General features: G+C 58.5%; 21 protein-coding genes. 4 read left to right on the forward strand and 17 right to left on the reverse strand.

The window, feature by feature from the left end; all coding sequences use genetic code 11:
* Positions 1-632 precede the first annotated feature (632 nt).
* Positions 633-1,577: a transcriptional regulator NodD1 gene (gene nodD1, locus CO664_RS25730; protein ID WP_097540303.1), complete on the forward strand. Its 945-nt coding sequence runs from the start codon at positions 633-635 to the stop codon at positions 1,575-1,577.
* 145 nt (positions 1,578-1,722) lie between these two features.
* Here the strand turns inward: nodD1 and CO664_RS25735 are convergent, their stop codons facing one another.
* The 15 genes from CO664_RS25735 to CO664_RS25810 form a co-directional block, all read right to left on the reverse strand.
* Complete coding sequence (locus CO664_RS25735; RefSeq protein WP_097527692.1) at positions 1,723-2,601, reverse strand: SIR2 family protein; 879 nt, start codon at positions 2,599-2,601, stop codon at positions 1,723-1,725.
* A gap of 40 nt (positions 2,602-2,641) precedes the next feature.
* On the reverse strand, positions 2,642-2,854 hold the full coding sequence (gene nifT / locus CO664_RS25740; RefSeq protein ID WP_018097520.1) for a putative nitrogen fixation protein NifT: 213 nt from the start codon (positions 2,852-2,854) through the stop codon (positions 2,642-2,644).
* Positions 2,851-3,153: a nitrogen fixation protein NifZ gene (locus CO664_RS25745; protein ID WP_097527691.1), complete on the reverse strand. Its 303-nt coding sequence runs from the start codon at positions 3,151-3,153 to the stop codon at positions 2,851-2,853. Before CO664_RS25745 ends, nifT begins: the two co-directional genes overlap by 4 nt.
* Before the next feature lie 70 nt (positions 3,154-3,223).
* Complete coding sequence (locus tag CO664_RS25750) at positions 3,224-3,424, reverse strand: 4Fe-4S binding protein (protein ID WP_018097518.1); 201 nt, start codon at positions 3,422-3,424, stop codon at positions 3,224-3,226.
* A 31-nt stretch (positions 3,425-3,455) separates the two neighbouring features.
* Positions 3,456-4,937 carry a nitrogenase cofactor biosynthesis protein NifB gene (gene nifB / locus CO664_RS25755; protein WP_097527690.1) on the reverse strand — a complete coding sequence of 494 codons (1,482 nt, stop codon included), beginning with the start codon at positions 4,935-4,937 and terminating at the stop codon, positions 3,456-3,458.
* Between the two features lie 213 nt (positions 4,938-5,150).
* Positions 5,151-6,896 carry a nif-specific transcriptional activator NifA gene (gene nifA / locus CO664_RS25760; RefSeq protein WP_176536676.1) on the reverse strand — a complete coding sequence of 582 codons (1,746 nt, stop codon included), beginning with the start codon at positions 6,894-6,896 and terminating at the stop codon, positions 5,151-5,153.
* 148 nt (positions 6,897-7,044) lie between these two features.
* On the reverse strand, positions 7,045-7,344 hold the full coding sequence (locus tag CO664_RS25765) for a ferredoxin family protein (protein ID WP_018097515.1): 300 nt from the start codon (positions 7,342-7,344) through the stop codon (positions 7,045-7,047).
* A gap of 11 nt (positions 7,345-7,355) precedes the next feature.
* Positions 7,356-8,663 (reverse strand): FAD-binding protein, encoded by a 1,308-nt coding sequence (locus CO664_RS25770; RefSeq protein WP_097527689.1) that lies wholly within the window; start codon positions 8,661-8,663, stop codon positions 7,356-7,358.
* 12 nt (positions 8,664-8,675) lie between these two features.
* A complete protein-coding gene (locus tag CO664_RS25775; RefSeq protein ID WP_097527688.1) occupies positions 8,676-9,734 on the reverse strand; it encodes an electron transfer flavoprotein subunit alpha/FixB family protein in 1,059 nt (352 codons plus the stop codon).
* Between the two features lie 65 nt (positions 9,735-9,799).
* Positions 9,800-10,651, reverse strand: coding sequence for an electron transfer flavoprotein subunit beta/FixA family protein (locus CO664_RS25780; protein WP_097527687.1), 852 nt, complete (start codon positions 10,649-10,651; stop codon positions 9,800-9,802).
* Between the two features lie 187 nt (positions 10,652-10,838).
* Positions 10,839-11,222 carry a nitrogenase stabilizing/protective protein NifW gene (gene nifW, locus CO664_RS25785; protein ID WP_097527686.1) on the reverse strand — a complete coding sequence of 128 codons (384 nt, stop codon included), beginning with the start codon at positions 11,220-11,222 and terminating at the stop codon, positions 10,839-10,841.
* 250 nt (positions 11,223-11,472) lie between these two features.
* Positions 11,473-12,621, reverse strand: coding sequence for a homocitrate synthase (locus CO664_RS25790; RefSeq protein ID WP_097527685.1), 1,149 nt, complete (start codon positions 12,619-12,621; stop codon positions 11,473-11,475).
* Between the two features lie 22 nt (positions 12,622-12,643).
* Positions 12,644-13,834: a cysteine desulfurase NifS gene (gene nifS / locus CO664_RS25795; protein ID WP_097540304.1), complete on the reverse strand. Its 1,191-nt coding sequence runs from the start codon at positions 13,832-13,834 to the stop codon at positions 12,644-12,646.
* 846 nt (positions 13,835-14,680) lie between these two features.
* Positions 14,681-15,001, reverse strand: a complete 321-nt coding sequence (locus tag CO664_RS25805) for an iron-sulfur cluster assembly accessory protein (protein WP_097527682.1) — start codon at positions 14,999-15,001, stop codon at positions 14,681-14,683.
* A 601-nt stretch (positions 15,002-15,602) separates the two neighbouring features.
* Positions 15,603-16,148 (reverse strand): hypothetical protein, encoded by a 546-nt coding sequence (locus tag CO664_RS25810; RefSeq protein ID WP_018097507.1) that lies wholly within the window; start codon positions 16,146-16,148, stop codon positions 15,603-15,605.
* 590 nt (positions 16,149-16,738) lie between these two features.
* On the opposite strand from CO664_RS25810, the gene CO664_RS25815 reads away from it, so the two are divergent.
* On the forward strand, positions 16,739-17,269 hold the full coding sequence (locus CO664_RS25815) for a nitrogen fixation protein NifQ (protein WP_097527681.1): 531 nt from the start codon (positions 16,739-16,741) through the stop codon (positions 17,267-17,269).
* A 49-nt stretch (positions 17,270-17,318) separates the two neighbouring features.
* Here CO664_RS25815 and rpoN read toward each other — a convergent pair whose 3' ends face one another.
* Together rpoN and CO664_RS25825 are read right to left on the reverse strand one after the other, a co-directional pair.
* Positions 17,319-18,773 (reverse strand): RNA polymerase factor sigma-54, encoded by a 1,455-nt coding sequence (rpoN, locus tag CO664_RS25820; RefSeq protein WP_097527680.1) that lies wholly within the window; start codon positions 18,771-18,773, stop codon positions 17,319-17,321.
* A 77-nt stretch (positions 18,774-18,850) separates the two neighbouring features.
* Positions 18,851-19,390, reverse strand: a complete 540-nt coding sequence (locus tag CO664_RS25825) for a peroxiredoxin (protein WP_097527679.1) — start codon at positions 19,388-19,390, stop codon at positions 18,851-18,853.
* A gap of 671 nt (positions 19,391-20,061) precedes the next feature.
* On the opposite strand from CO664_RS25825, the gene CO664_RS25830 reads away from it, so the two are divergent.
* Both CO664_RS25830 and CO664_RS25835 read left to right on the forward strand, forming a co-directional pair.
* Positions 20,062-20,673 (forward strand): CDP-alcohol phosphatidyltransferase family protein, encoded by a 612-nt coding sequence (locus CO664_RS25830; RefSeq protein ID WP_097527678.1) that lies wholly within the window; start codon positions 20,062-20,064, stop codon positions 20,671-20,673.
* Positions 20,674-20,691: 18 nt separating this feature from the next.
* The gene (locus CO664_RS25835) at positions 20,692-21,627 is read left to right on the forward strand and encodes a class I SAM-dependent methyltransferase (RefSeq protein WP_097527677.1); all 936 of its coding nucleotides are present in this window, start codon (positions 20,692-20,694) and stop codon (positions 21,625-21,627) included.
* The last annotated feature ends 1 nt before the right edge of the window (position 21,628 follow it).

Raw genomic sequence — 21,628 nt, forward strand, 5'->3', positions numbered from 1 at the left:
AGGCCGTGTCGCTCGAATCCCTGGTTCTTCGGTGTCCCGAACGACAAGGTGTCGAAAGTGCACTTCTGGTTCAATTTCAACATAGAGCATCAAGCGAGGCGCCACAGAAATGAATGACAATGCTCTTCTGGCTTTCGCTGTAACGCTCGGGCTCTTTGTCGGCGCTGCTGGCACAAGGCTTGTTGTGTCGTTGATCTTCCCCTCTGCCCAGTCCCAGACTTTGGGGCGTCGTCGGAGGCTGAAGCACTGTGGTCTACCGCATCTCACCCTGCTTTCCCATTGGAACCGGAAGCACAAAATCGCGCATGCGACAGGCCAATGTGTGCTCGCACAGATCCCGACTTCGCTAGGTCAGCATGCCCCCTCAGGTGGTGCAGGCTGATGAGATCGGCGGCTTTGCCCGGCGTCCGTCGAGTGGGTGGCGGCAATCACGATTCAAAGCCGCTCTGCAGCCGGCTTTAACGTCACCTGCCCATTCTTCTATGCAGTCAGCTCGATCGTGCTCATGGCCCTTCATTTCTTTTGCTTAAAACGAATTCCATGTCGGAAGCGGATACGCTGGGAAGAAGGCAAGCTTTTGCCTGCCAAGCCTCGTCACCCTTCTCGACACCTCGCGACGGGTAGATGAAGACATGCGCTTCAAGGGCCTTGATCTAAATCTCCTCGTCGCACTCGACGCCCTGATGGCGGAGCGTAATCTCACGGCGGCGGCACGCACCATTAACCTGAGCCAGCCGGCCATGAGCGCGGCCGTCGGCAGGTTGCGCACCTATTTCAATGACGACCTTTTTACCATGGTTGGCCGCGAACTCGTTCCGACCCCGCGTGCGGAACGGCTCGCGCCCGCAGTGCGCGAGGCCCTGCTTAACATCCAAATCTCCATCATTTCCTGGGAGCCGTTTTGCCCAGCCCAATCGGATCGCTGCTTCAAAGTCATTCTTTCCGATTACGCCGCGCTCGTCTTTTTTGAAAAGGTCGTGAAGCGTGTCGCCCGGGAGGCGCCCGGCGTCTGCTTCGAGTTGCTGCCTCTCGCCGACAACTACGATGATTGCCTGCGGCGCGGTGAGGCTGATTTCCTCATCTTTCCGGAATTGTTCATGTCGGGCGCGCATCCTAGGGCGACACTGTTCGAGGAAACTCTCGTGTGCGTGGGCTGTCGCACGAACAAGCAACTGTCAGAGCGACTTACATTCGAGAGATACATGTCGATGGGGCACGTTGTAGTGAAGTTCGGAAATGCCCGGACGCCTTCCATTGAGGAATGGTATTTGCTTGAGCACGGGCTTAAGAGACAGATCGAGGTTGTCGTGCAGGGCTTTAGCATGGTTCCGTTCATGCTTTCAGGGACCCAGCGCATAGCGACGATGCCCTTACGCCTTGTCAAGCAGCTCGCAAAAACTATTCCCCTGCAGATCGTAGAACTTCCGCTACCAATGCCCGCATTCAACCAGGCCGTCCAATGGCCCGCCCTCCACAATAGCGATCAGGCGAGCCTCTGGATGCGAGACGTGTTGTTTCAGGAGGCATCCCGCATGGCCTCCCCACGTGAGGTAATGAGACGTCTCAGACTACCCTAGCACGCTACCCTCCCCACCTTAGTCTCAATAGCCGAGATTATCGACGTCCACGGCAAATGCGCCTGCAACGTCGCTCAAGTATCCGCCGCCCGATGGACGCCTTATGGATGCTTCGTTTCCGCAGCACTCCTTGGCTGCACTTTTCTCATTCGACAAGCCGAGCCGCAGCTTCGCCAGTCGGCACGTCGATGAGCGTGATAGCGCTTGCTGCAAGGAAACGGCGTTCGTTGTTGGTCAGCGCTGCCGCATCGAGCACCGCAAAACGTGGGCCGTTGGAGCGCTTCATGATCTGTCGGGCGTAGGTGCGCAGCATCTGGTCGTTGAAGCGGCAGCCGATGAAGAAGAAGCCCCTATTGGTGCGCCGCTCCTTCACCGCTTCAGGGATCGGCGTCTGAATATCTATCTCGGTCAGCACTTCGACATAGTCGGAATCTGAGACGAGAAAATTTGCCGCCGGCCTGACGCTGCCGTGAGGCGTGTAGAGAACCGTCTTTGCCGCCGATCCCATTCCGAGTTCCCTCCCGGACAAATCGTAGGTTTTCGTCCAGATGTCGCCGTATCCGGTTGCTCTGGTGACGCCTTGTATCTCAACCACATCCGTTCGATCAGTCTCAGCAAGGGCCGCCCGCATTGTTGCGTCGTACCAGCTATCGATGATGAGGGAGAGGGGCAGCGTTGCGAGCCAGGCATGCAGAATGGTCGGCGCCACCGGCGATGCGAATATATCGGCCATCCAGGTTTGAAGCGTCCGGCGATGCCGGCGCTGTTCAATGAATTGCGCGACCGACCACATATTGGTGCGTATTCTGGAAGGGGCTGGCGCCCGCGTGTTGAGTGCCGCCGCGACGGCTTCCGGCTCATGCGGTACAGTCGGCGCCGCAGAGCTCAGCCGTAGTAGACCCGGACCGAGATAGGGAACGATCGCATCGGCGGCGAGTGCTTCCTTCAGCAGATCAAGCCGCTTTTCCGCATCGCTGTTGCGCAAAAAAGGGAGACGGTCGGGGGTGGTCACGATGGTATTCATGCTGCTTCCTCTTGCCGCCTATCCTGACCTATCTGCAGCATCAGTCGTCGTCGAAAATCCTCCTGGCCTCGACGGTGATCGGCAGGCGCGTATCGCGCGGCAGGTCAGGGAGGGCGAGCCGCCAGCCGTTCTTGAGCGTTACAGCCCCTCCCCACAGGTCTTCATTCTCGACCTTGATGATCGGCTCCTCGAGATCCTTCTTAGGAACATAGGCCGACAAGCCGGCGCTGGTTCTGCGGATCATTACCTTCATCGTGCTGTTCCTTCGCTGACGACAGTGGCGGCTTTCTCAGTGCTCGTCAGTTCACGCGCCCGCATGCCGACAACGGTGCCGCGATCGATCCATTCGACGGCATAGATGTAGAACTGCTGCAGAAAGGTACCGATGTCGCGCACATAGCCTTCGTCGCCTTTCCGCACCAGGTTTTCCCCGATGGTTTTGCCCGGATAGGTGCCGTCATTCTTTACGTGGCGTGTAGCACGGACCCGCTGACCGGGCATGAAGAGCGGCGGCTTGCGGATCTCGACCTCCTGTTCGCGTGACAGGTCCATTGCGTTCTTTCGGTTTTGGACTGCATGATATCGATAAACGGGTGCAACGAGCGCCGGGGGGATATCCCGACTATGCTGGAGCGGGAACGCAGGTCTTTGGCACTGGACATACGAAGGCACATTGCTGCAACTCGAAAGCTCCCTTGCATTCGGTGCACTTGTTCGGATCGATCACGTAGGCCTCGCCCTTGAACTTGATCGCGCCGGAGGGACATTCGAACTCGCAGGCGCCGCACTGGGTGCATTGGGATGCAATGATTTTGAAGGCCATTTTCAGCTCCTCGTTCGGTTGGAATCCGGGCTCAAGCAGTGGCCGTAAGTGGTTCGGCCCCAAACTCTTCGGCATAAAGTGCGCTGATGGCCGTCTCGATGTAGTCATAGCCATAATCGTCAATTGCTCGGATTCCGGCTTCCCTGAGCTGATCGTTGGGGCAATCTCCGATTTTGGCGCACAGGACGATATCTATGCCTTCGAGCGCGGCGATGAGGGTTTCGAGCGCATGCTCCTCACCAAAGCCGCCGCGGCAATACTGCTCTACCTTGCGATGCCCGACGAAGTTGATACCACTCGCCGACGCTTCATAGACCTGGAATTCCTTTGCATGTCCGAAGTGTTCATTGATTCGGCCGCCGCCCTTCGTTGCCACTGCGAAAAGAAGCGGTCCGTTCGAGCCCGCCGCTTTGATCACTCCGATCGCCTCCTTCTTGGCAGCCACGTGATCGCCTCGCTCGCGAGCCACCACCTCCCGATAGGCCTCGCGCTTGCTGGCGTCGTAGCCGACCTCATCCGGGATCTGATCGACGGTAAATTCCTGACCGCGATCCTCCCCGAGCAGGCCGACTGCATCGGCCCGGCACTGCCGACAATGGCGCATCAGCTTCGCACCCCCATCAAGACGATCTTGAAGGGCCTTCAGTTCGGCCGCCCGCGGGCCGCGCTGCCCGGTCAGGCCATAATGCGTGCCATGCGCCGGGTCGGAAATCAACGGCATCACGTTGTGCAGGAACGCGCCGCGATCCTTGACCCATCTGTTCACCTCGATGAGGTGCTCGTCGTTGACGCCGGGGATCATAACCGAATTGACCTTGGTGAGGATGCCCCGCGCCGTCAGCATTTCCAGACCCAGCATCTGCCGCTCATGTAGGATTTTGGCGGCTTCTAGCCCGGTAAAGCGGCGGTGGTCATGAAAAATCCATGGGTATATCTTCGCGCCGACTCTCGGATCGACCATGTTGATGGTGATCGTCACGTGATCAACATTCATGTCAGCAAGCTCGCCGACATGGTCGGGCAGCGCTAGACCGTTGGTTGAAAGACACAGCTTGATATCGGGGATCTCTCTGGCCACCCGTTCAAATGTTGCCTTTGTCTTCTTCCAGTCATAACAGGCATCGCCTGGTCCGGCGATGCCGAGCACGGAAAGCTGCGGGACTTCATTGGCGACCGCAACGACCTTTCTGAGCGCCTGGTCAGGCGTCAGCTTTTCCGAGACGACCCCTGGCCGGCTTTCGTTGGCGCAGTCATATTTACGATTGCAGTAGTTACACTGGATGTTGCAGGCTGGTGCGACCGCGACGTGCATGCGCGCGAAATAGTGGTGCGCTTCTTCTGAATAGCAGGGATGGTCCTTGATCTTCTCCCAGACAGCCGGCTCGACGTCGTGCGGCTTTGCGGACGTACCGCACGATGAGGCGGCGCAAGCACTGGACTTCGCTGTGGCCAGCAGTTGGTTCATGGTTGTCGTGCTGGTCAGGCTCTTGAGCGAAATCATTGGTGGGGACATTGAAGGCTCCGTTGCTGCTTAACGTCGCGGTTCAAAAAGCAAGCGCCATGCCAATGAAAAGAGCTGATTTTTTCAACGGATTAGCTATTTTGTCCGGTTCCCTCCATTTGCGACCCGACATAGATTTGTCAGGCATTCGACAATAGACAGACACCGGTAAGATGGCGCTCGCCTCAAGCGCGGCGGGAGGAGGGCAGGTCGTGTCACCAGGGCTTAGAACTTCTTCACCTCGATTTGATGCCGGCGGAGAGCATAACCAACCTGACGTGGCGTGAGGCCGAGGAGGCGAGCCGCTTTGGCCTGAACCCACCCGGATTTCTCCATCGCGTCGATCAGCCGTTCCCGCTCGGTCAGACGCGCACCGATTGCGGGGCAGGCAGGATCGTTCGGATCGCAGGCTTTGGAGGAGACCTCGCCGAGAGCGGCGCCGGCGCGCCTGGCCGCGAACGGGGATCCAGCCGACATTGTGCTCTCTCTGGCGAGCTCATCGATGGCATTGTCGCCGATAGAACCGTCAGCTCCCTTCCACAGACGCGCAGAGAGGCACTGGCTGTTCTTGCAGGCGAAATCCAACGGACCGATGGTCCCTGACTGCGCGAGAGTTGCCGTCCGTCGCACGCAGTTTTCAAGCTCACGGACGTTGCCGGGGAAGCGGCACTGCGAGACCAGGTCAAGCGCCGACGGCGCGAATGTAAGTTCGCGGCCATTCTCCTTGTTGAATCGCTTGAGGAAAACTTTCGCAAGACGAGAAATGTCGCCGGGTCGATCCCTGAGCGGCGGCAATACAATTGGCACTACATTGATGCGGTAATAAAGATCAGCCCTGAACTCGCCATTGGCGACAGCCATTTCGAGATTCTTGTTGGTGGCGCATATGAGACGAACGTCGACCTTTAGTGTTCTGGTGCCGCCAACCCGCTCCAATTCACCTTCCTGCAAGACGCGCAACAGCTTGGCCTGAAATACAGGGGAGATCTCGCCGATCTCGTCAAGCAACAGTGTTCCGCCGTTTGCCAGTTCGAAACGGCCCGCGCGCTGTGAGATAGCTCCGGTGAAGGCACCCTTCTCGTGGCCAAAGAGCTCCGACTCCAGAACAGTTTCAGGCAGTGCGGCGCAGTTCAATTTGATGAAAGATTTCGTCCTTCGAGGTGAGAGCTCATGGATGGCCTGTGCAAAGGCTTCCTTGCCGGTGCCGCTTTCGCCCCGCAGGAGTACCGTGGTATTGGTGGGGGCCACGGCCGAGACGGTTGCGAGCACCTCCTTCACAGCGGCACTTTCCCCGACGATCCAATCGATTTTGGCAGGCAGACGCCCGCCGACGTCGTTTCTCTTACCGACGTCAGATTTCTCGCCTCTGCGTTGCTCCTGCGTGAACCGCTGACGATCCAGGCCAAAGGCGCGATGGAGCGAGATGCTCTGGCCGACAAGGTTGGCAACCATTGTGAGAAAGCCTACGTCCTCGTCATAGGTGAGGTTAGTGGCGTCGTCACTGACACGAACGATCGATAGTGTTCCAAGAATTTTGCGCTCGGCCTTTACTGGAACGCCGATAAAGGCACCTGGTATGGTGCCGCCGCTCGAAGACGTCAGATCACCCTGATAGAGCTCCGACGTGCTGGGATCCTCTATGACGACCGGCGCCCCGGTAGCAACGATTTCGTCTATTGCGGCCTGCGATATAACTCGGCCGCCGCCGGATTGAGGTGAGGGTGTATTGCCCGCAGTCGCGATAATTTCGGGCTCGGTTCCATCTTCCAGGATGACGATTGCTCCGTAACGCATTTCCACCATGGAGGAGAGGATGTTCACGACATTGGTGAGCGTGATCTCCAGCCGGGTGGGCGCGGTCAGGACTTTCGATATCTGGTAAATTCCGCTGACGAAGATATTCCCCTTGGTTTTTTTGGCTGATTCAGACCGCCTTCCTTCGGGGAACGCACCGTGCAGCATTTGAGCCATTGAAACTCCTCACTGGTTGTCAGGTGCTCCTCCCAAGCGACCTTTTCCTCTGAACTCTGGAAGCATAGGACTCCAAGGTCCTCCTGTGCAAGTTTTTCGACAACCTAAACAAGCGAATGCTGGTTCCGATACGCGCGCGCGAGCCTCGTCATCCAAACTTGAAGAGGACGCCGTAGCCGCCTCGCGGGTAATTCCACTCGATCTCACCACTAGCCTCGCACAGGACCCTGCATGTGCCGCATTCCATGCAGCCGTCGGCGGTGATCTCCACTTGGCCGTTGTCATTCAACTCATAGCATTTGGCCGGGCAGATGCTCGTCAGGGCGAAGAGATTCGCGCTCGGCCACTGGTGCGGTCGCACTTTGATGTGCGGGCGTCCTGAGTCGACAACATAGCGGTTCTGGTAGAGCTTGTCCTCTACGCGTAAGTTGGTGACTGCAATCGTCATCTCATCCTCCTTCAGCGCCAGGCGAGTGCCAAGCGGACCGCGTCACTAACGAGCCCCCACCGCGAACGAGCCTTGATGAAGGCGGCCGTGGTTGCCCGTTCCTTGTCGAGCTTCGGGGTGCTGTCGACACGCATGAAAGTCTGCGCTGCCTGCGACAGCAACTGCGGATAAGTCGTGAAGAAATTCCGGGAATTCGTGTGAAGAAGGGCAGGCATATCCTTATATTTCCTCATGTCTTTGATGACGAAGGACTTGTCCAGCATTGACTTGTAGAGGGCGAGGTTTTCCTTCGTCATTGGCCGCCCGCCTTTCTTGACCAGGAAGATAGCCTCACCGGCGAGGCGCCCCGACGTCATGGCGAGGTTGGATCCCTCGCGGTGCACCGCATTGTTGAGCTGCGCTGCGTCGCCTACGACGACCCAGCCGTTGCCGAAGAGCTGCGGGATGGCCTTGTACCCACCCTCCGGAATGAGATGAGCGGCATATTCCTTGACCTCCGAACCCGCGATCAGCGGCTGGATGGACGAATGTTTCTTGAAGCTTTCGAGCAGCTCATAAGGGCTCTCCATTGTCGCGGCAAAGTCAGATACAAGGCAGCCGATGCCGATCGAGATCGACTCTTTGTTGGTATAGAGGAAGGCGAGTCCGGCCATGCTGCGGGAAATGGTGCCGGCTGCCTCGATCACGCAGCCTTCGTTTGCCTTCAGGCCGAACCGCTGGTCGATCACCTCTTCGGGCAGGAAATGCATCTCCTTTACAGCGAGCGCCACGTTTTGAGGCTTTGGTGTTTCACGCAGGCCAGCCCGCGTGCCGAGAAGCCCATTGACCCCTTCTGCAAGAACGACCACGTCCGCAAGGATCATGTCGCCGATGCGGTCGGTAAGAACGCCGATCACCTTTCCGTCGCCGTCGCGGGCGAGCTCCGTCACCGTCGTCTCGCAAAGAACCGTGGCTCCCGCCTCGCGCACCTTGCGCGAAAACCACTTGTCGAACTGGGCGCGAATGACCGTATAGCGGTTGTGTCTTGACTCATTGAAGTCATCCGACCGGTACTGCATCCCGATGTGGGATGTGTCGTCCATCATCCAGAACCGCTGCTCGATCAGATGCCGCTCCAATGGCGCATCATCCCGAAAGTCCGGGATGATTTTCTCCAGCATGTTCGAGTACATGATGGCGCCCTGGACATTCTTGGAACCCGGGTATTCGCCGCGCTCCAGCTGCAGCACCTTGAGGCCGCGGCTCGCCATCGTGTAAGCGGCCGCGTTGCCGGCCATACCGGCCCCGATAACTATGGCGTCAAACTTTTCCTCGCTCATGGCCCGTATTCCTCAGTTCGCAAGCTTGTCGCGACTGTGCGGCGACAGCCGATGGGTGAAGACTTCCGTCAACGACGGCAGGAAGCGGATCGCATCGGTTACGACGCCGAGGTGAGCGAAATCGAAGATCGGCGCGTTCGGGTCGGTATTGATCGCTACAATGAGATCAGCTCCCCCGACGCCAACCCGGTGCTGGATGGCGCCCGATATTCCGGCCGCTATGTAGAGCTTCGGCCGGATAGTCTTGCCCGTCTGGCCGATCTGCCGATCAGCCGGCATCCAGCCCTTCTGGACCAGCGGGCGCGAACAGCCATATTCGGCCCCAATCACCCGTGCGAGATTTTTCACGAGCTTCAGGTTCTCCGCCGCACCGAGACCAAGGCCCCCGGCAACCACGACGTCGGCATAGGCGAGGTTGGCGTTCAACGACTGGCCGTCGGACAGGAAGCCGAGTGCCTTGGTGACGATCTCTTCCTCGGCCATAGGCACTTCGTGTTGAATGACACGACCGACCGGCTTGTTCATTCGCTCCGGCATGGCCATTACCCTTGGCCGCACTGTGGCCATCTGCGGGCGGCAGTTGAGCGTGTAGATCGTGCAGAGCAGGGAGCCGCCGAAAGTCGGCCGTGTCGCGGCAAGCGAGCCGTCGGTGTCCACATCGAGTTCGGTGCAGTCGGCGGTTAGCCCTGTCAACAGGGTCGTCGCCACGGAGCCCGCAAGATCGCGGCCGAGCGTCGTCGCACCTAAAAGCAGCACCTCCGGTTTATAGGTCTCGACAAGATCCGTCATTGCTTTGGTGAAAGGCTCGTTGCGATAGTCGGCGAGCAGAGGTGCCTCGACGATGTAGGCAAGGTCGGCGCCATATGCGAAGGCCTCGGCGACGGCATGCCAGGTAGCCTCCCCCGGCGGTCCTAGAACGACGCCGGCGAGCTCGACGCCCAGCTTGTCAGCGAGCTTGCGGCCTTCGCCGAGCAGCTCGAAGGAGACCGGATGAACCTGGCCGCGTTCCAGCTCGATGAAGACCCAAACGTGCCGATAATCCTTGAAATGCTCGGGGAGCTCCTTCTTCATGCCGGCCCGGCCAGCGGCTGGAGGAGGGGTGTCTCGTTTCGTGTCCAAAATCGGCTCTCCTGCCTTCAATCGTCGCCGTCGAAGGCGAGTTCGTCTTCCAGCGCCGGCTGGCGCGAGAAGATCCCGGCGATCAACTCTTCAGCAAGATCGCGGGGCGTCTTTTCGGTGGTATCGATCTGCTCTGCCTTTTCGTCCCGCGCAGTAGGGGCAAAGACGCGTTTGACGACGGTTGGAGAACCGCGCAGGCCGCATTTGGTGAGGTCCTCAATGCCGGCGTCGGCCGCGTTCCACTTCACGATCTGGCTGCGCGCGGCGCGGAGCGCGTCGTCGAGCGAGCCGCGGCGGATCTCGTTGGTGCCTTCCAGCATGGTGATGAGGCACGGGAGCTTGCTCATCAGCGTCTGCGTGCCTCCTTCCGAGCGGCGCTCCACTGTGATCGCGCGCGCATCGAGATCGATCGAGACGATCTTCGCGACGTAAGTGAGCTGCAAAAGGTCGAGGCGCTTGGCGATGCCGGGCCCAACCTGGGCGGTGTCGCCGTCGATCGTCTGCTTGCCCGTGAAGACGATGTCAGGCATACCGAAGGTCTCTCCGATCTTCGCAATGGCCTGAGAAAGAGCGAATGAGGTCGCCAGGGTATCGGAGCCGGCAAAATACCGGTCGGTCAAAAGGACGGCGCGGTCGGCGCCGTAAGTGAGCGCCTTGCGCAATGCGTCCTCTGCCATGGGCGGCCCCATGGTAAGCACAGTGACCTCGCCGCCATGGCAGTCGCGCAATCTGAGGGCCTCTTCAAGGGCGAACAGGTCATAGGGGTTGATGATGGTTGGCACCCCCTGACGCATGATCGTGTTCGTCACCGGATGGACTCGTATCTGTGCGGAGTCCGGCACCTGCTTGATACAGATTACGATGTGCATAGCGGTGTCTTACTCCCTCCAATTTGTATGGCGCGCATGGAACTCATCTGCTTGGTAGCATCATTTGTGCCAGACGCTCCGCCCTCTCCTATACGTTTGAAAGGAATGTAGATTTCCGGACAAGAGGTGTTTGCGCCGTGACTGATTGTCGGATTCTGGACAGCATCTTGTCGCAACTGCGACGGGCTCATTCCCTCCCGAACGGTTTCAGGACTAAGTCTAACGGGACAAAGGCGCGGACCGGTGTGGTGGGATTGTCCGGATCATGATCCTTGAGCACCTTGAAGACCCGGTGCTTAAGGGGGGATGAAGTCGCGAAATCCTCGTAGGCCCGTTCGAGCATGGCGTGGGCCCGGGCCGCAATCACCTGATCGGGCAGGCCGGAGAAGTCCTCTTCGGCGAGGTATTGGCCCATACGCTTCATGATGTGGAGTCGCGAGACGTCGAGCACTTTCGGGTCATATGAGACGCCAAGCACCGCAAAGAACTCCTCTGCAGCCGACAGGCCCTTCAGCCGCGCGAGGATGTCATTGGTATCAATATGGTCAGTCCTATTAGAGCACTTGCACATTGCATTCTCCCGGGGTCGACAAAAAGGTGGTTTCGAGTGCTGCTGGGCTGACGTAAGTCCGAGCGCCAGCGAACGATCGGCGAGGTTTGCCACACGAAACATACGGGCGGCGCTGGAACCGGTAAGCGCGCCGGAGCGCGACTGGGCGGAACTCTGCGGCTCATGCTCATTGGAGACCACGGAACGCCTCTTCACCGCGCACCGGCTGCCATATGGACGAAACTGGTGGAGTGAAATGACATCGCCCGGCTCACTCGCTTCCAAGGTATCGGTCTGACGCTGCACGACACAGTTCGTCGTAAAGCTTGACCAGTTGGGTTTCAGTGATGGTCGATTTGATCTTGGACGCCTGGGAGCGGACGCGGGAGAGGATCGCGGCTGTCAGATCCGGGTCAAGTTCGCGCCCTTTTCCTTTCAGCACATGTGCAATGGCAGTGGCGTCGGAATGCTTGCCGATGACAATCTGGCGGTGGCGGCCAACGAGAGCCGGATCGAGCCCTTGGCAAGGGCCGGGCGCCTTGAGCTCTGCTACATCCAGGCCGGTTTCATGAGTGAAGATATCTGCGCCGACCACCGGGTTGATGGCTGGTATCCGACGACCGATAACGCGCGCCACGTGGGCGGCGAGCTCGGGTAACGCTTTGAGAGCAATGCCGGTATTTTCGCCCTCGAGCACAGCCAGTGCAGCAGCGACCTCTTCGAGCGCGGCATTGCCGGCGCGTTCGCCCAGACCGCCGACGGTGACGCAGGCATGACGCGCCCCCGCGCGGATCGCCGCCAGTGTGTTGGCGGCAGCAAGGCCGAAGTCGTTGCGGCCATGAAATTCCAGATCCATCAGGAACTGTGACGCCAACTCGGAGACAAGATCGAACGTCGAAAAGGGGTCGAGAACTCCGATCGTGTCGGTCAGCCTGACGCGGCTTGCGCCTGCGCGCCCAGCCGTTTCGATTACATGGGCGAGATGAGCTCGATCGGCGCGCGATGCATCCTCGCATTCCACTGCCACGAAGAGGCCTCGGTCGGCTGCGCGCCCGACCATCCTCTCGACGATTTCAAGCGCTCCTACCCGATCAAGGCCGTGCTTGCCGCTCAGTTGGATGTCCGATGCGGGCAGGGACAGATTGACGGCGGGCACCCCGCATTCAATTGCTGCGTCGAGATCCTCTGACGTCATCCGGCACCAGGCCACGAGCCGGACGGGGAGACCCAATGCGACCACCGCGCGAATCGTTTCGATCTCGTCGGGGCTGATGCTTGGGCTGCCGATCTCGATCTCCCAGACGCCGGCTGCAGCGAGCGACTCGGCCAGTCCCAACTTTTCTGCCGTGGTGAAGGCGACGCCAGGAGCCCGCTCACCGTCGCGCATGGTCGTATCGTTGAGAAAGATCTGCCGTTTCATGAACCGGGGCCGCCTCTTCCCCTCAGCGAAGATCAGATCGTCGGGTTTCCGGAGTCGATCCAGACCGGGGTATGTCGCGCAACTTCTCGACTATCCCGGGTATCACCTCGAGCACCCGGTCCACATCCTCCTCGTTGTTGTGGCGTGAGAAGGAGAAGCGGATTGTCCCCTGTGCCGCGCTATCAGGGTAGTTCATTGCCTTCAAGACATGGCTCGGTTCCGGCGAGCCGGAGCTGCAAGCGGAGCCGGAGGAACAGGAAATCCCGTAGCGACTGAGGAGAAACAGCATGCCATCGGCTTCGACCTGGTGGAAGGAGATGCTCGCAGTATTCGGCAAGCGCTCCAGCGGGTCGCCGGTGACGACGGCGTAGGGAACACGCTGGAGAACACCTTTCTCCAAGCGGTCTCGCAGCGATTTAACCCGTGTGTTCTCATCGTCCATGAATTTCAAGGCGAGTTCGGCTGCCTTGCCGAGCCCGACTATGCCAGGCGTATTCTCTGTACCCGCACGCCTGCCCCTTTCCTGGTGCCCTCCCTTGATCAGCGAGCGGAAGGGCACGCCACGCCTTATGTAAAGTGCGCCGCTCCCTTTCGGGCCGTGCAGCTTGTGGCCTGAGAGCGAAAGCAAGTCGATTGCAGTTGACTTGAGGTCGATTGGAACCTTGCCGACGGCCTGGACTGCGTCGGTATGAAAAAGGGCGCCGACCTCCTTTGCTAGATTTGCGAGTTCGATTGCGGGAAAGATCGTACCCGTTTCGTTATTCGCCCACATGATCGAGACGATTGCCACGCGCGGGCTGAGCGCAGCCTTGTACGCGTCGAGGTCAAGCCTGCCAAGGCGATCAACTGGGATCCTATGTACCTTGACGCGGCGTGTCTTCTCAAGATCCGCGCAGAGCGTTAGCACGGCCGGATGCTCGACAGCGGAAGTCACGATCTCCTTGCGCTCAGGCATCACCTCAAGCGCCGAAAGGATCGCTGCATTGTCGCTTTCCGTCCCGCCTGAGGTGAACGCGATCTCGGAATCGAACTCTGCGCCGATCAGCGCTTGCAGCTGCCGGCGCGCTTTTCTCACAGCCACGCCGGCGGAGGAGCCAAACGCGTGCGTTGAAGAAGGATTTCCAAATTGATCCGTGAAGAAAGGCAGCATTTCTTCAACCACTTCAGGATCGACACGTGTCGTTGCGTTGTTGTCGAGATAGATGGATCTCATGGACGCATTCTCGGCCAGCGGGGAGCAACGTGAACATTTGTGTGCTCGACCCCATTGGTTGCGCGTGCGATCAATGGTGACCGAGGCGACCAGACACGCGACCGAGGCTCGCGGTGAGCTGAGGGAGCCTGAACACCGCTGACATCACGAGTGTCGCGGTCACGGCAGGTCTCAGGTGAATGCATCCCCTTGACAGTGTTGCGATTTGGATTTGCATCGACGGGGGTCTTTGTTTTGCGCACACGCCTTCTCTCACGCAGTGAGGGCTTCGGTGAACATTGCTGCACGGCCCCCGACAAACATTTCCTCCAATGCTTTGGGAGACGTGACTCCGTTGCCACGAGGCTTCGTGTCGTGAGTGACTTGCCGGCTGGTGGTGAGACAGTTGGGGCGGATGTCCTGATGATCACCCCTTCATCAACGCTGAAGCTTTTGCACGCTGGGGCGCCTCGCTCGCGAGGCCAGATGCGGCCCATACCGCGGAATCTGGCCTTTGCATCAATTCGCATTGCGGGACGGTGCATCCCCTCCTGCAGCATCCTGTCAATAAACCCTGCCGTCTCCCGATGCGTGAGGCGACACGCGTCGCCGGCAGTCGTCCCGACGATGCGGTCGGCAAATTCCGACAAGACGGCGATCGCAGAGCTGCAGCGCAACAAATGGGATTTCGCGGCAGTGATCGCTTCCGCACCGGGATCGACTCTTGTCATCAGGTCAAGCCTATTGCCGCAGGAGATGGCGCCGACCTTAGTGACCTCAGGAACGCCGGCCTTCACCTCGTCGAAGAAATATCCTTCGACCATTTCGCAATTGTTTCCCATGGCTCTTCTCACTTGTGGCAGGTGATCAGCCAAAGGACTTTCCGCACGCACAGGTCTCCTGCGCGTTTGGATTGTCGAAAACAAATCCGGAGGATTCGCCCCCCGTGACGAAGTCGACGGTCATGCCAGCGACTTGCAATTGCGATGCGACGTCTACGAACACCTTTACTCCGTCGGCCTCAATCACGGCGTCGTCCTCGCGCGGCGAGCTTTCCAGCCCCATCAGGTATTTGAAGCCTGCGCAGCCGCCCGCCTGGATCATGATGCGAAAACCTTCCACCGGCTCGGCGGCTCGCGAAAGAGCAGCTTTCATGACGGCGACGGCATTCTCGGTGAGCGTGATCATGCGTTGGGTTCCCTTCGACGGATGCGTTCGGCGGGCAATCACGCATCTGCCGTGCCAACGAAAAACCGTTTGCAAACAACGTAACGCCTCTGACATTTGTGTCCGATGTCCGACATCGTCACACATGGGACACAAACCGGTCGCCGGCCAAGACTTTGCAACAAAGTACGGTTTTGGGGTTTGCCTGAACTGCTGGACTGTGCCTCGGCTCGCCCTCCGCCGCGCGGTCAAGTCATCCTCGACGGGTTGCTGCAGCTTGTGCCGGACGTCACGAGATGCACTTTCTCGCGCCGGCACTTGCTACCGGCTGACGTCGCAACACCCTGCGCAAGATCATGAGCGTAATCCGGCGAGATCGGCTGAAAAGCTGCGCTGCGTGCGCCTGTGTTCGCACTGTTATGACCTGTTTCCGGCCTTGGAAAGAACGCAATTTCCTCACCTGGTTGAGGGTTAGTGCGGAAGAACGCCTTGCCGTCGGGGCTTGCGCCCCCGGCGGTCTGGCTGCAGAGATGCGAGCGAAGGCCCGTCAGGTGCGACAGGCACTGCTGGAAGGCTAGCAGAGACCTGGTGTGCCGCGCGGCGGGCGTGAGCATGGACCTCTTCACTCAACGGCTTCGAGCGTCTCGAAGTGAAACGGGCCGCGTACGCCGGTAGAAAAGCGTTCGGCCGCGTTGAGCGCTATCGCCAACCTTTCCTGAGGCGGAGAGTGGGCCGATGCGAAAAGCGCGCCCAGTGCGATTTGTTCGCCGCATCCACAGGCGTCGTAGCCATCGGCCGCCTCGCCGACCTGATAGTCCGTGCAGATTTTGAAGAGCCGTCCCTGATAGCCGACGAGGAAGGTGCCACCGCTCTCAGCTTCGTTGCGCTTCTGTGCGAAGCCGCCATCTTGAAGGCATCGGCGAAGCGCGTTCACAAACTCAGTTACCATAAACGCGTAGACATCTGTTTTGGCATGCCTTTCCGGCGGATCGAAGGAGTGTGCCAACAGCTGGCCCAATCTAAAGGAGCTCGTAAATCCGAAGATGAAGTCTTGCTTGCGGAAGACCTTGCGATCGGCCCGGATGGTAAGCGATCGGCCGTCCGAACCAGCGCTGTCGCCGCCGATGTGAACTGACCCATTATCAATAAGACCGACAATGCATGTCATCTGCTGCTGCTCCTCCTCATGTGGTCTGTGCCCGGGCTACTGTAGAACTGTTGCGGCAAGCAGCTCGACCGAGCCCTAGCGCCTGCCTCGGGGATTATGTGCAAGGATTGTACCAAGCAGCGCCCAGGCTTGCGCAATCGGTGGCAGATTGTTCGACGGTCTTCTTCGGCCGTCTTCGGTATCAGGGATGATCGCCACACTGGCAGCGCTGGAGGTGCTCGCGCCTAGAGGCGATGACAGCTGTACACAGTGCAAAAGGAGCGGCGGATGTCGGGTTTTGTCGATTGCGAGACAAGTAGCTCAATCACTTCCTGCTGTAGTCTCATTGAAGTTATTGAACGAAGCCCAGAAAATCAGCTCCGACAGCTTTGCTACGCAGCTGGCATGACTTTTGAAGATCCCTTGTCACAAGGCGGCGAGTGCCGACCGATATGACGTCCATCGATGGGAACGGAAGGACAAGCGGCATGTCAGATCTGCGTCAGATGCGCATTTTTTCGGGGATGGGCGTCACCCGTGGAATGCGAATATCCTACCGGTCCAGTCGGCAGCAACACTCACAATCGCCCGACGGTGGCGGATGGCCGCGTATGGACCTCGAGATGGATTTCGACGAACATGTGCTTGCCTGTGTTCTTTCGCGAGCGCTCGAGGAGATCGAAGCCGGTGAGGCGACGGCGACCGAGGCGACCGGCCTCTCACGTGGAGAGTTGCTGGACATCCTGACCCGCTGTTTCCCCACGAGCCTCATCCACGGCTTCTCCTTGGAAGAGGTGAGCAATCCCGAGCCTGGTATGGAAGAAGAACTTCTGCGTCGCCTGCTGCTGACGCATGCCCGCCCGGGCGACCCCACGAGCGCCCGCTTCGCCAAGATTGTCGCTCGGCGTGCCTTGCGCGATGGCCATCTCTGGCAGGAGCTCGGCCTCGTCGACCGGTCCGAGCTCAGCCGTTTGCTCGCAACGCATTTCCCCACACTGGCAGAGGGCAACACAAACAACATGAAATGGAAGAAGTATCTCTACCACAAGCTCTGCGAGGCTGAAGGCTTTTCTCTCTGTACCGCGCCGAGTTGCCGGGAATGCAACGAGTTCAAGAGTTGCTTCGGACCGGAGGAAGGCTAACCAGCCTCCCCGGGGTCGCGCTCGGGATCTGTCAGCGGAAATAAGTCCGTCAGGCCTTTGACCGCCATTGAAGCCGTACACGATTTTCGCGGCGGCGTTGCACGGAGGAGGGTATGTTCATTGCCTCCCGATACTTTGTGACGGTGCGGCGCGCAATGCTGATGCCTGTTTCCTTTAGTCGGGCGACGATTTCATCGTCGGAAAGCACGTCATCGGCCGTTTCTGCGGCGATGATCGCCTTAATGCGATGGCGGACAGCTTCAGCGGAATGCGCATCCCCGCCTTGGGTGGAGGCGATCGCGACTGTGAAAAAATACTTTAGCTCGAAGACGCCGCGCGGAGTGAGCATGTACTTGTTCGATGTCACCCGACTTACAGTCGACTCGTGCATGTCGATCGCCTCAGCGACGGTCTTAAGGTTGAGCGGCCGAAGATGGGCGATGCCATGTTCCAGAAACACATCCTGCTGACGGACGATTTCAGTGGCTACCTTCAGGATCGTTTTGGCGCGCTGATCGAGGCTGCGAGCCAGCCAACTCGCGTTTTCTAAGCATTCGTTGAGGAATGCCTGATCTGCCGAATTGTTTGCGGTCAGGCGAGAAACTTCGGCAAAATAGGTTTGGTTGATCAGCACTTTGGGCAGAGTGTCGGGATTAAGCTCGATTTGCCATCCGCCTCCTGGCGAGGGCAGAACCCAGACGTCGGGTATGATATAGTCCGGACCTCCGGATTGATATCGGTTTCCAGGCTTAGGATCGAGCATGCGGACTTCATGCAACATGTCGAGGAGGTCGTCTTCGTCAACTCCGCAAAGCCGCGTCAAAGCCTGAAAGTCGCGTTGTGCCAACATCTCAAGATTGGCGATCAACGCTGCCATCGCCGGGTCGAAGCGATCTCGTTGGCGCAACTGTATCTCAAGGCATTCGCTGAGAGTTCGAGCGAATATTCCCGGTGGATCAAGGAGCTGCAAGGTTCCGAGAACCCGTTCTACATCAGCCTCTTGGACACTCAGCCTCCGGGCAAGCTCCAAAAGGTCTACATGAATATACCCAGTGTCTTCCAGATGTCTGGCAAGCTCGCCAGCGATTAGCCGCTCCTGTGGCGTGAATGCAGTAAGGGCGACCTGACGAGCGACATGGTCCTGCAATGTTTCCGCTGAGGCGGCAAACTCCGCCGGGTCAGGCCTTTCCCCGGAGGCGCTGTTGGGTGTGTCGCGGATCGACTTCCATTGCCCGAGCAGTTCCGAGTTCTCGGACCTCGGCCCATCTGCGTTGTTTGCGCGCGCGCAGATGCTTGGATCTTTCCCTGGGAATGACGATGGATCGGCAGAGGTCGCGCTATCGTTCGACGCCAATTCCAGGAATGGGTTCTTTTCAATTTCCTGCTCGACGAACTGATGCAGTTCGCAATGCGCCAGTTGCAGCAAGCGTATCGACGCGATGAGTTGGGGCGTCATCACGAGCGATTGCTGCTGACGTTGAAGAAGGCCTACAAAGGACTCCATGAAGAGCGAAACTCCTGTCGAGCGACGCACCGGGCCGTGCGTGATGGTGGCTGTGAAACGGTGGCTGCTCCTCTAGGTCATGCGGCGGCCGGGGCCTTTAGCCTTTCGAGGATATTTTGTGGAGACGTGACGCCATAGGGGTCGGCTTCGCAGTTGTCGGAGAGGCCTTCCTCCTCGAACCACTGCTCCACCACGCCATTATTGATTATCGCTGCGTAGCGCCAGGAGCGCATCCCGAATCCGAGATTCTCCTTGGCGACCAGCATGCCCATCTTGCGGGTGAATTCGCCCGAGCCATCGGGAATGAGCTTCACGTTCTTCAGCCCCTGGGCCCTGCTCCAGGCGTTCATGACGAATGCATCATTGACGGAGAGACAGTAGATCTCGTCGATGCGCTCCTTCCGGAACTCGGTGTAGAGGTCCTCGAAGTCGGGCAGCTGGTAGGTGGAGCAGGTTGGGGTGAACGCGCCCGGCAGCGAGAACAGGATGACCCGCTTGCCCTTGAAGTAGTCGTCGGATGTCTTGGTCTCCCAACGATATGGGTTTGGGCCACCAATAGACTCGTCGCGAACACGCGTGCGAAAGGTGACGAACGGAACCTTCTTTCTGATGGTCATCAATATTGCTCCTCTACAAGAAGACCTGACGCATTGCTGCTTAGGTAAGGCTCACGCTAATCCGCCTAGCCCACATATGGTCGTGCAAGTGCCATGCCATCCTAGATGGCGGGATCGCGCTCTTTAGCGCGGAGCAGCCTTGCCTTGCGCGGGAGGGCCCTTCCCAAGCACACCCGATAACTGCTGTCGGCAGCGAGGGTCCCATAGGTGGGACTTTCTTGTGTCCGAAGCCGGACAACAATGTAGGAGTCCCGACCAAAGTTGACGCTTGCAGACACTCTTTTGAGAACTGCTGAAGCAAGTATAGGCCGTATATATTCCCAAATATATCCGACACACTACTTGCACATGGTCCCTAATGTATTCATTTGAGTTTAAGGAGGGATGACAATGGGCAAGGTGACGGCATTTTCAGTGAACGCCAACGTGATGGATCTCATGCGATTTGATGGCGCAACGCTTCGAACGATAAGCAGAGCGAGAAACGACTCGCGCATCTACCGTCGGGCTGCCGCTCGCCGCAGCTCGCCGGCAAGAACTCAAATGGCACGAGATCGGCAGTTAAGAAGCCCTCTATGTCGCAGAGAAATTCATTCGGCTTGGCCTCCCGCTCAAGAGACTCGAAAGAGTACGCAGCCGGAGCTCTGCTGTCGGCGGCGAGGTAAGGAAAAATGATCCGCTATCTCTTCGATGCTGCAAATGCTGTGACCGCCCTTGGACTGATATTTGCAATGAGCGCGATTTACTTGGTGCTTGTCGAACGTTTCGATGCCGGCATTTGTTTCGCACTATGGGCACTCTTAGCGGATGACGCCGACGGCATGATTGCAAAAAGCTCGCCGAATCGCACGGCCGTGACGGCGCAATTCGGGCGCGCCTTCGATGGACTCGCTGATCTGATTTACGCTGCGGTTTTCCCTGCAATTTTGATTTTGTCATTTAACGCGTTTTCAGTTCCCGCGTTTCTAGCTGCTGTGTGTCTGGTTCTATCCGGAGCGCTGCGGCTGAGCTATTTTTTAACATTTGGGCTCGATGCCGATGGATTCGGTAGAGGACTGCCTCTCAACAACGATCTATTCGTCTTGGCGTTTCTCTTTGCTGCGAACCACTATTTCCCGATCCAAAGCCTTGGGACCGTGTTGATCGGGGCGGCGTTTATGCTTTCGGTCCTTCATCTCTCAACCTTCAGGTTTCCCGGCACGGGCAACAAACTGCGGCTCACAAACCTGACGCTCGCGGCAGTGGGATCTATCGGGCTGCTTGCTGGGGGGCTCGGAAGGTAATCGTCAGGAGGAGAAGCAATGGATACGGCATTCGAGGTCGAAACACGTGCAGTCTTTGATCGCTATCAGCGACAGCAGGAGGAGGATGAGCATATCTTTAGCCGGTTAGTGTCGTTGATCGATGAGGAGTATTTCGGGTTTGATCCAGGCGGGTTTCGTGGACTGAGCATCCTCGATGCCGGCTGCGGCTCCAACGCGAATGCATCCTACGCGTTTCTGGAAAAAGGCGCCGCAAAAGTCATTTCGCTCGAGCTCGGTGAGGAATGGATGGATTGCGCCGCGCGTCGATTATCGAAATTCGGTGCTCGATCATCGCTTGTCGGCGGAAGTGTTCTCAATCTGCCATTTGATGACAACAGCTTTGACTTTGTGCACTGCGCTGGTGTTCTGCCTCACACGGCTGATCCGCGACAAGGGTTCGATGAACTGGCGCGGGTGACGCGCGCCGGCGGTCACTTCTTCCTCACGATCATGGGGACCGGAAATGGTATTCTATATCGTTGCATCAATCATTTGCGCGAACTGTACGCTTCGGATGCCCAGTTCCGGCAAACGGTTGACAATCTCGACGGTAGGACGGCGCAAGAGGCTCTCGACTGGATTTTCGCCATCAGGAGCGGACATGAGCGCCCCTCGGTGAAGGGCGAGGAAGACTTCCTGCGCAGCCTTTTCGACGACGATCTTTTCGTCACATTGCGCGATCGGTTCCAGGCGCCGACGTATCACGAGTTCGCCTTTACCGAACAACAAATGCGTGACTGGTATCGCGAGAACGGTTTCGAGACGGTACGGCGGGTCTCAAGATACACGAAAGGCTTCAAAAATCTTCGCCGGTTTCTGGCTCCCATGTATCTGCACTACGACCACCCGCTCGCCAGGTTTTGGTTTGGAGACGGCTGCATACAGATGATTGCGGTCAAGGCTACGGAAAGCCTGTCAGACGTCGTGCGATAAC

It is taken from the genome of Sinorhizobium sp. NG07B (genome assembly GCF_002532005.1).
GTDB classification, from domain to species: Bacteria; Pseudomonadota; Alphaproteobacteria; order Rhizobiales; family Rhizobiaceae; genus Sinorhizobium; species Sinorhizobium fredii_C.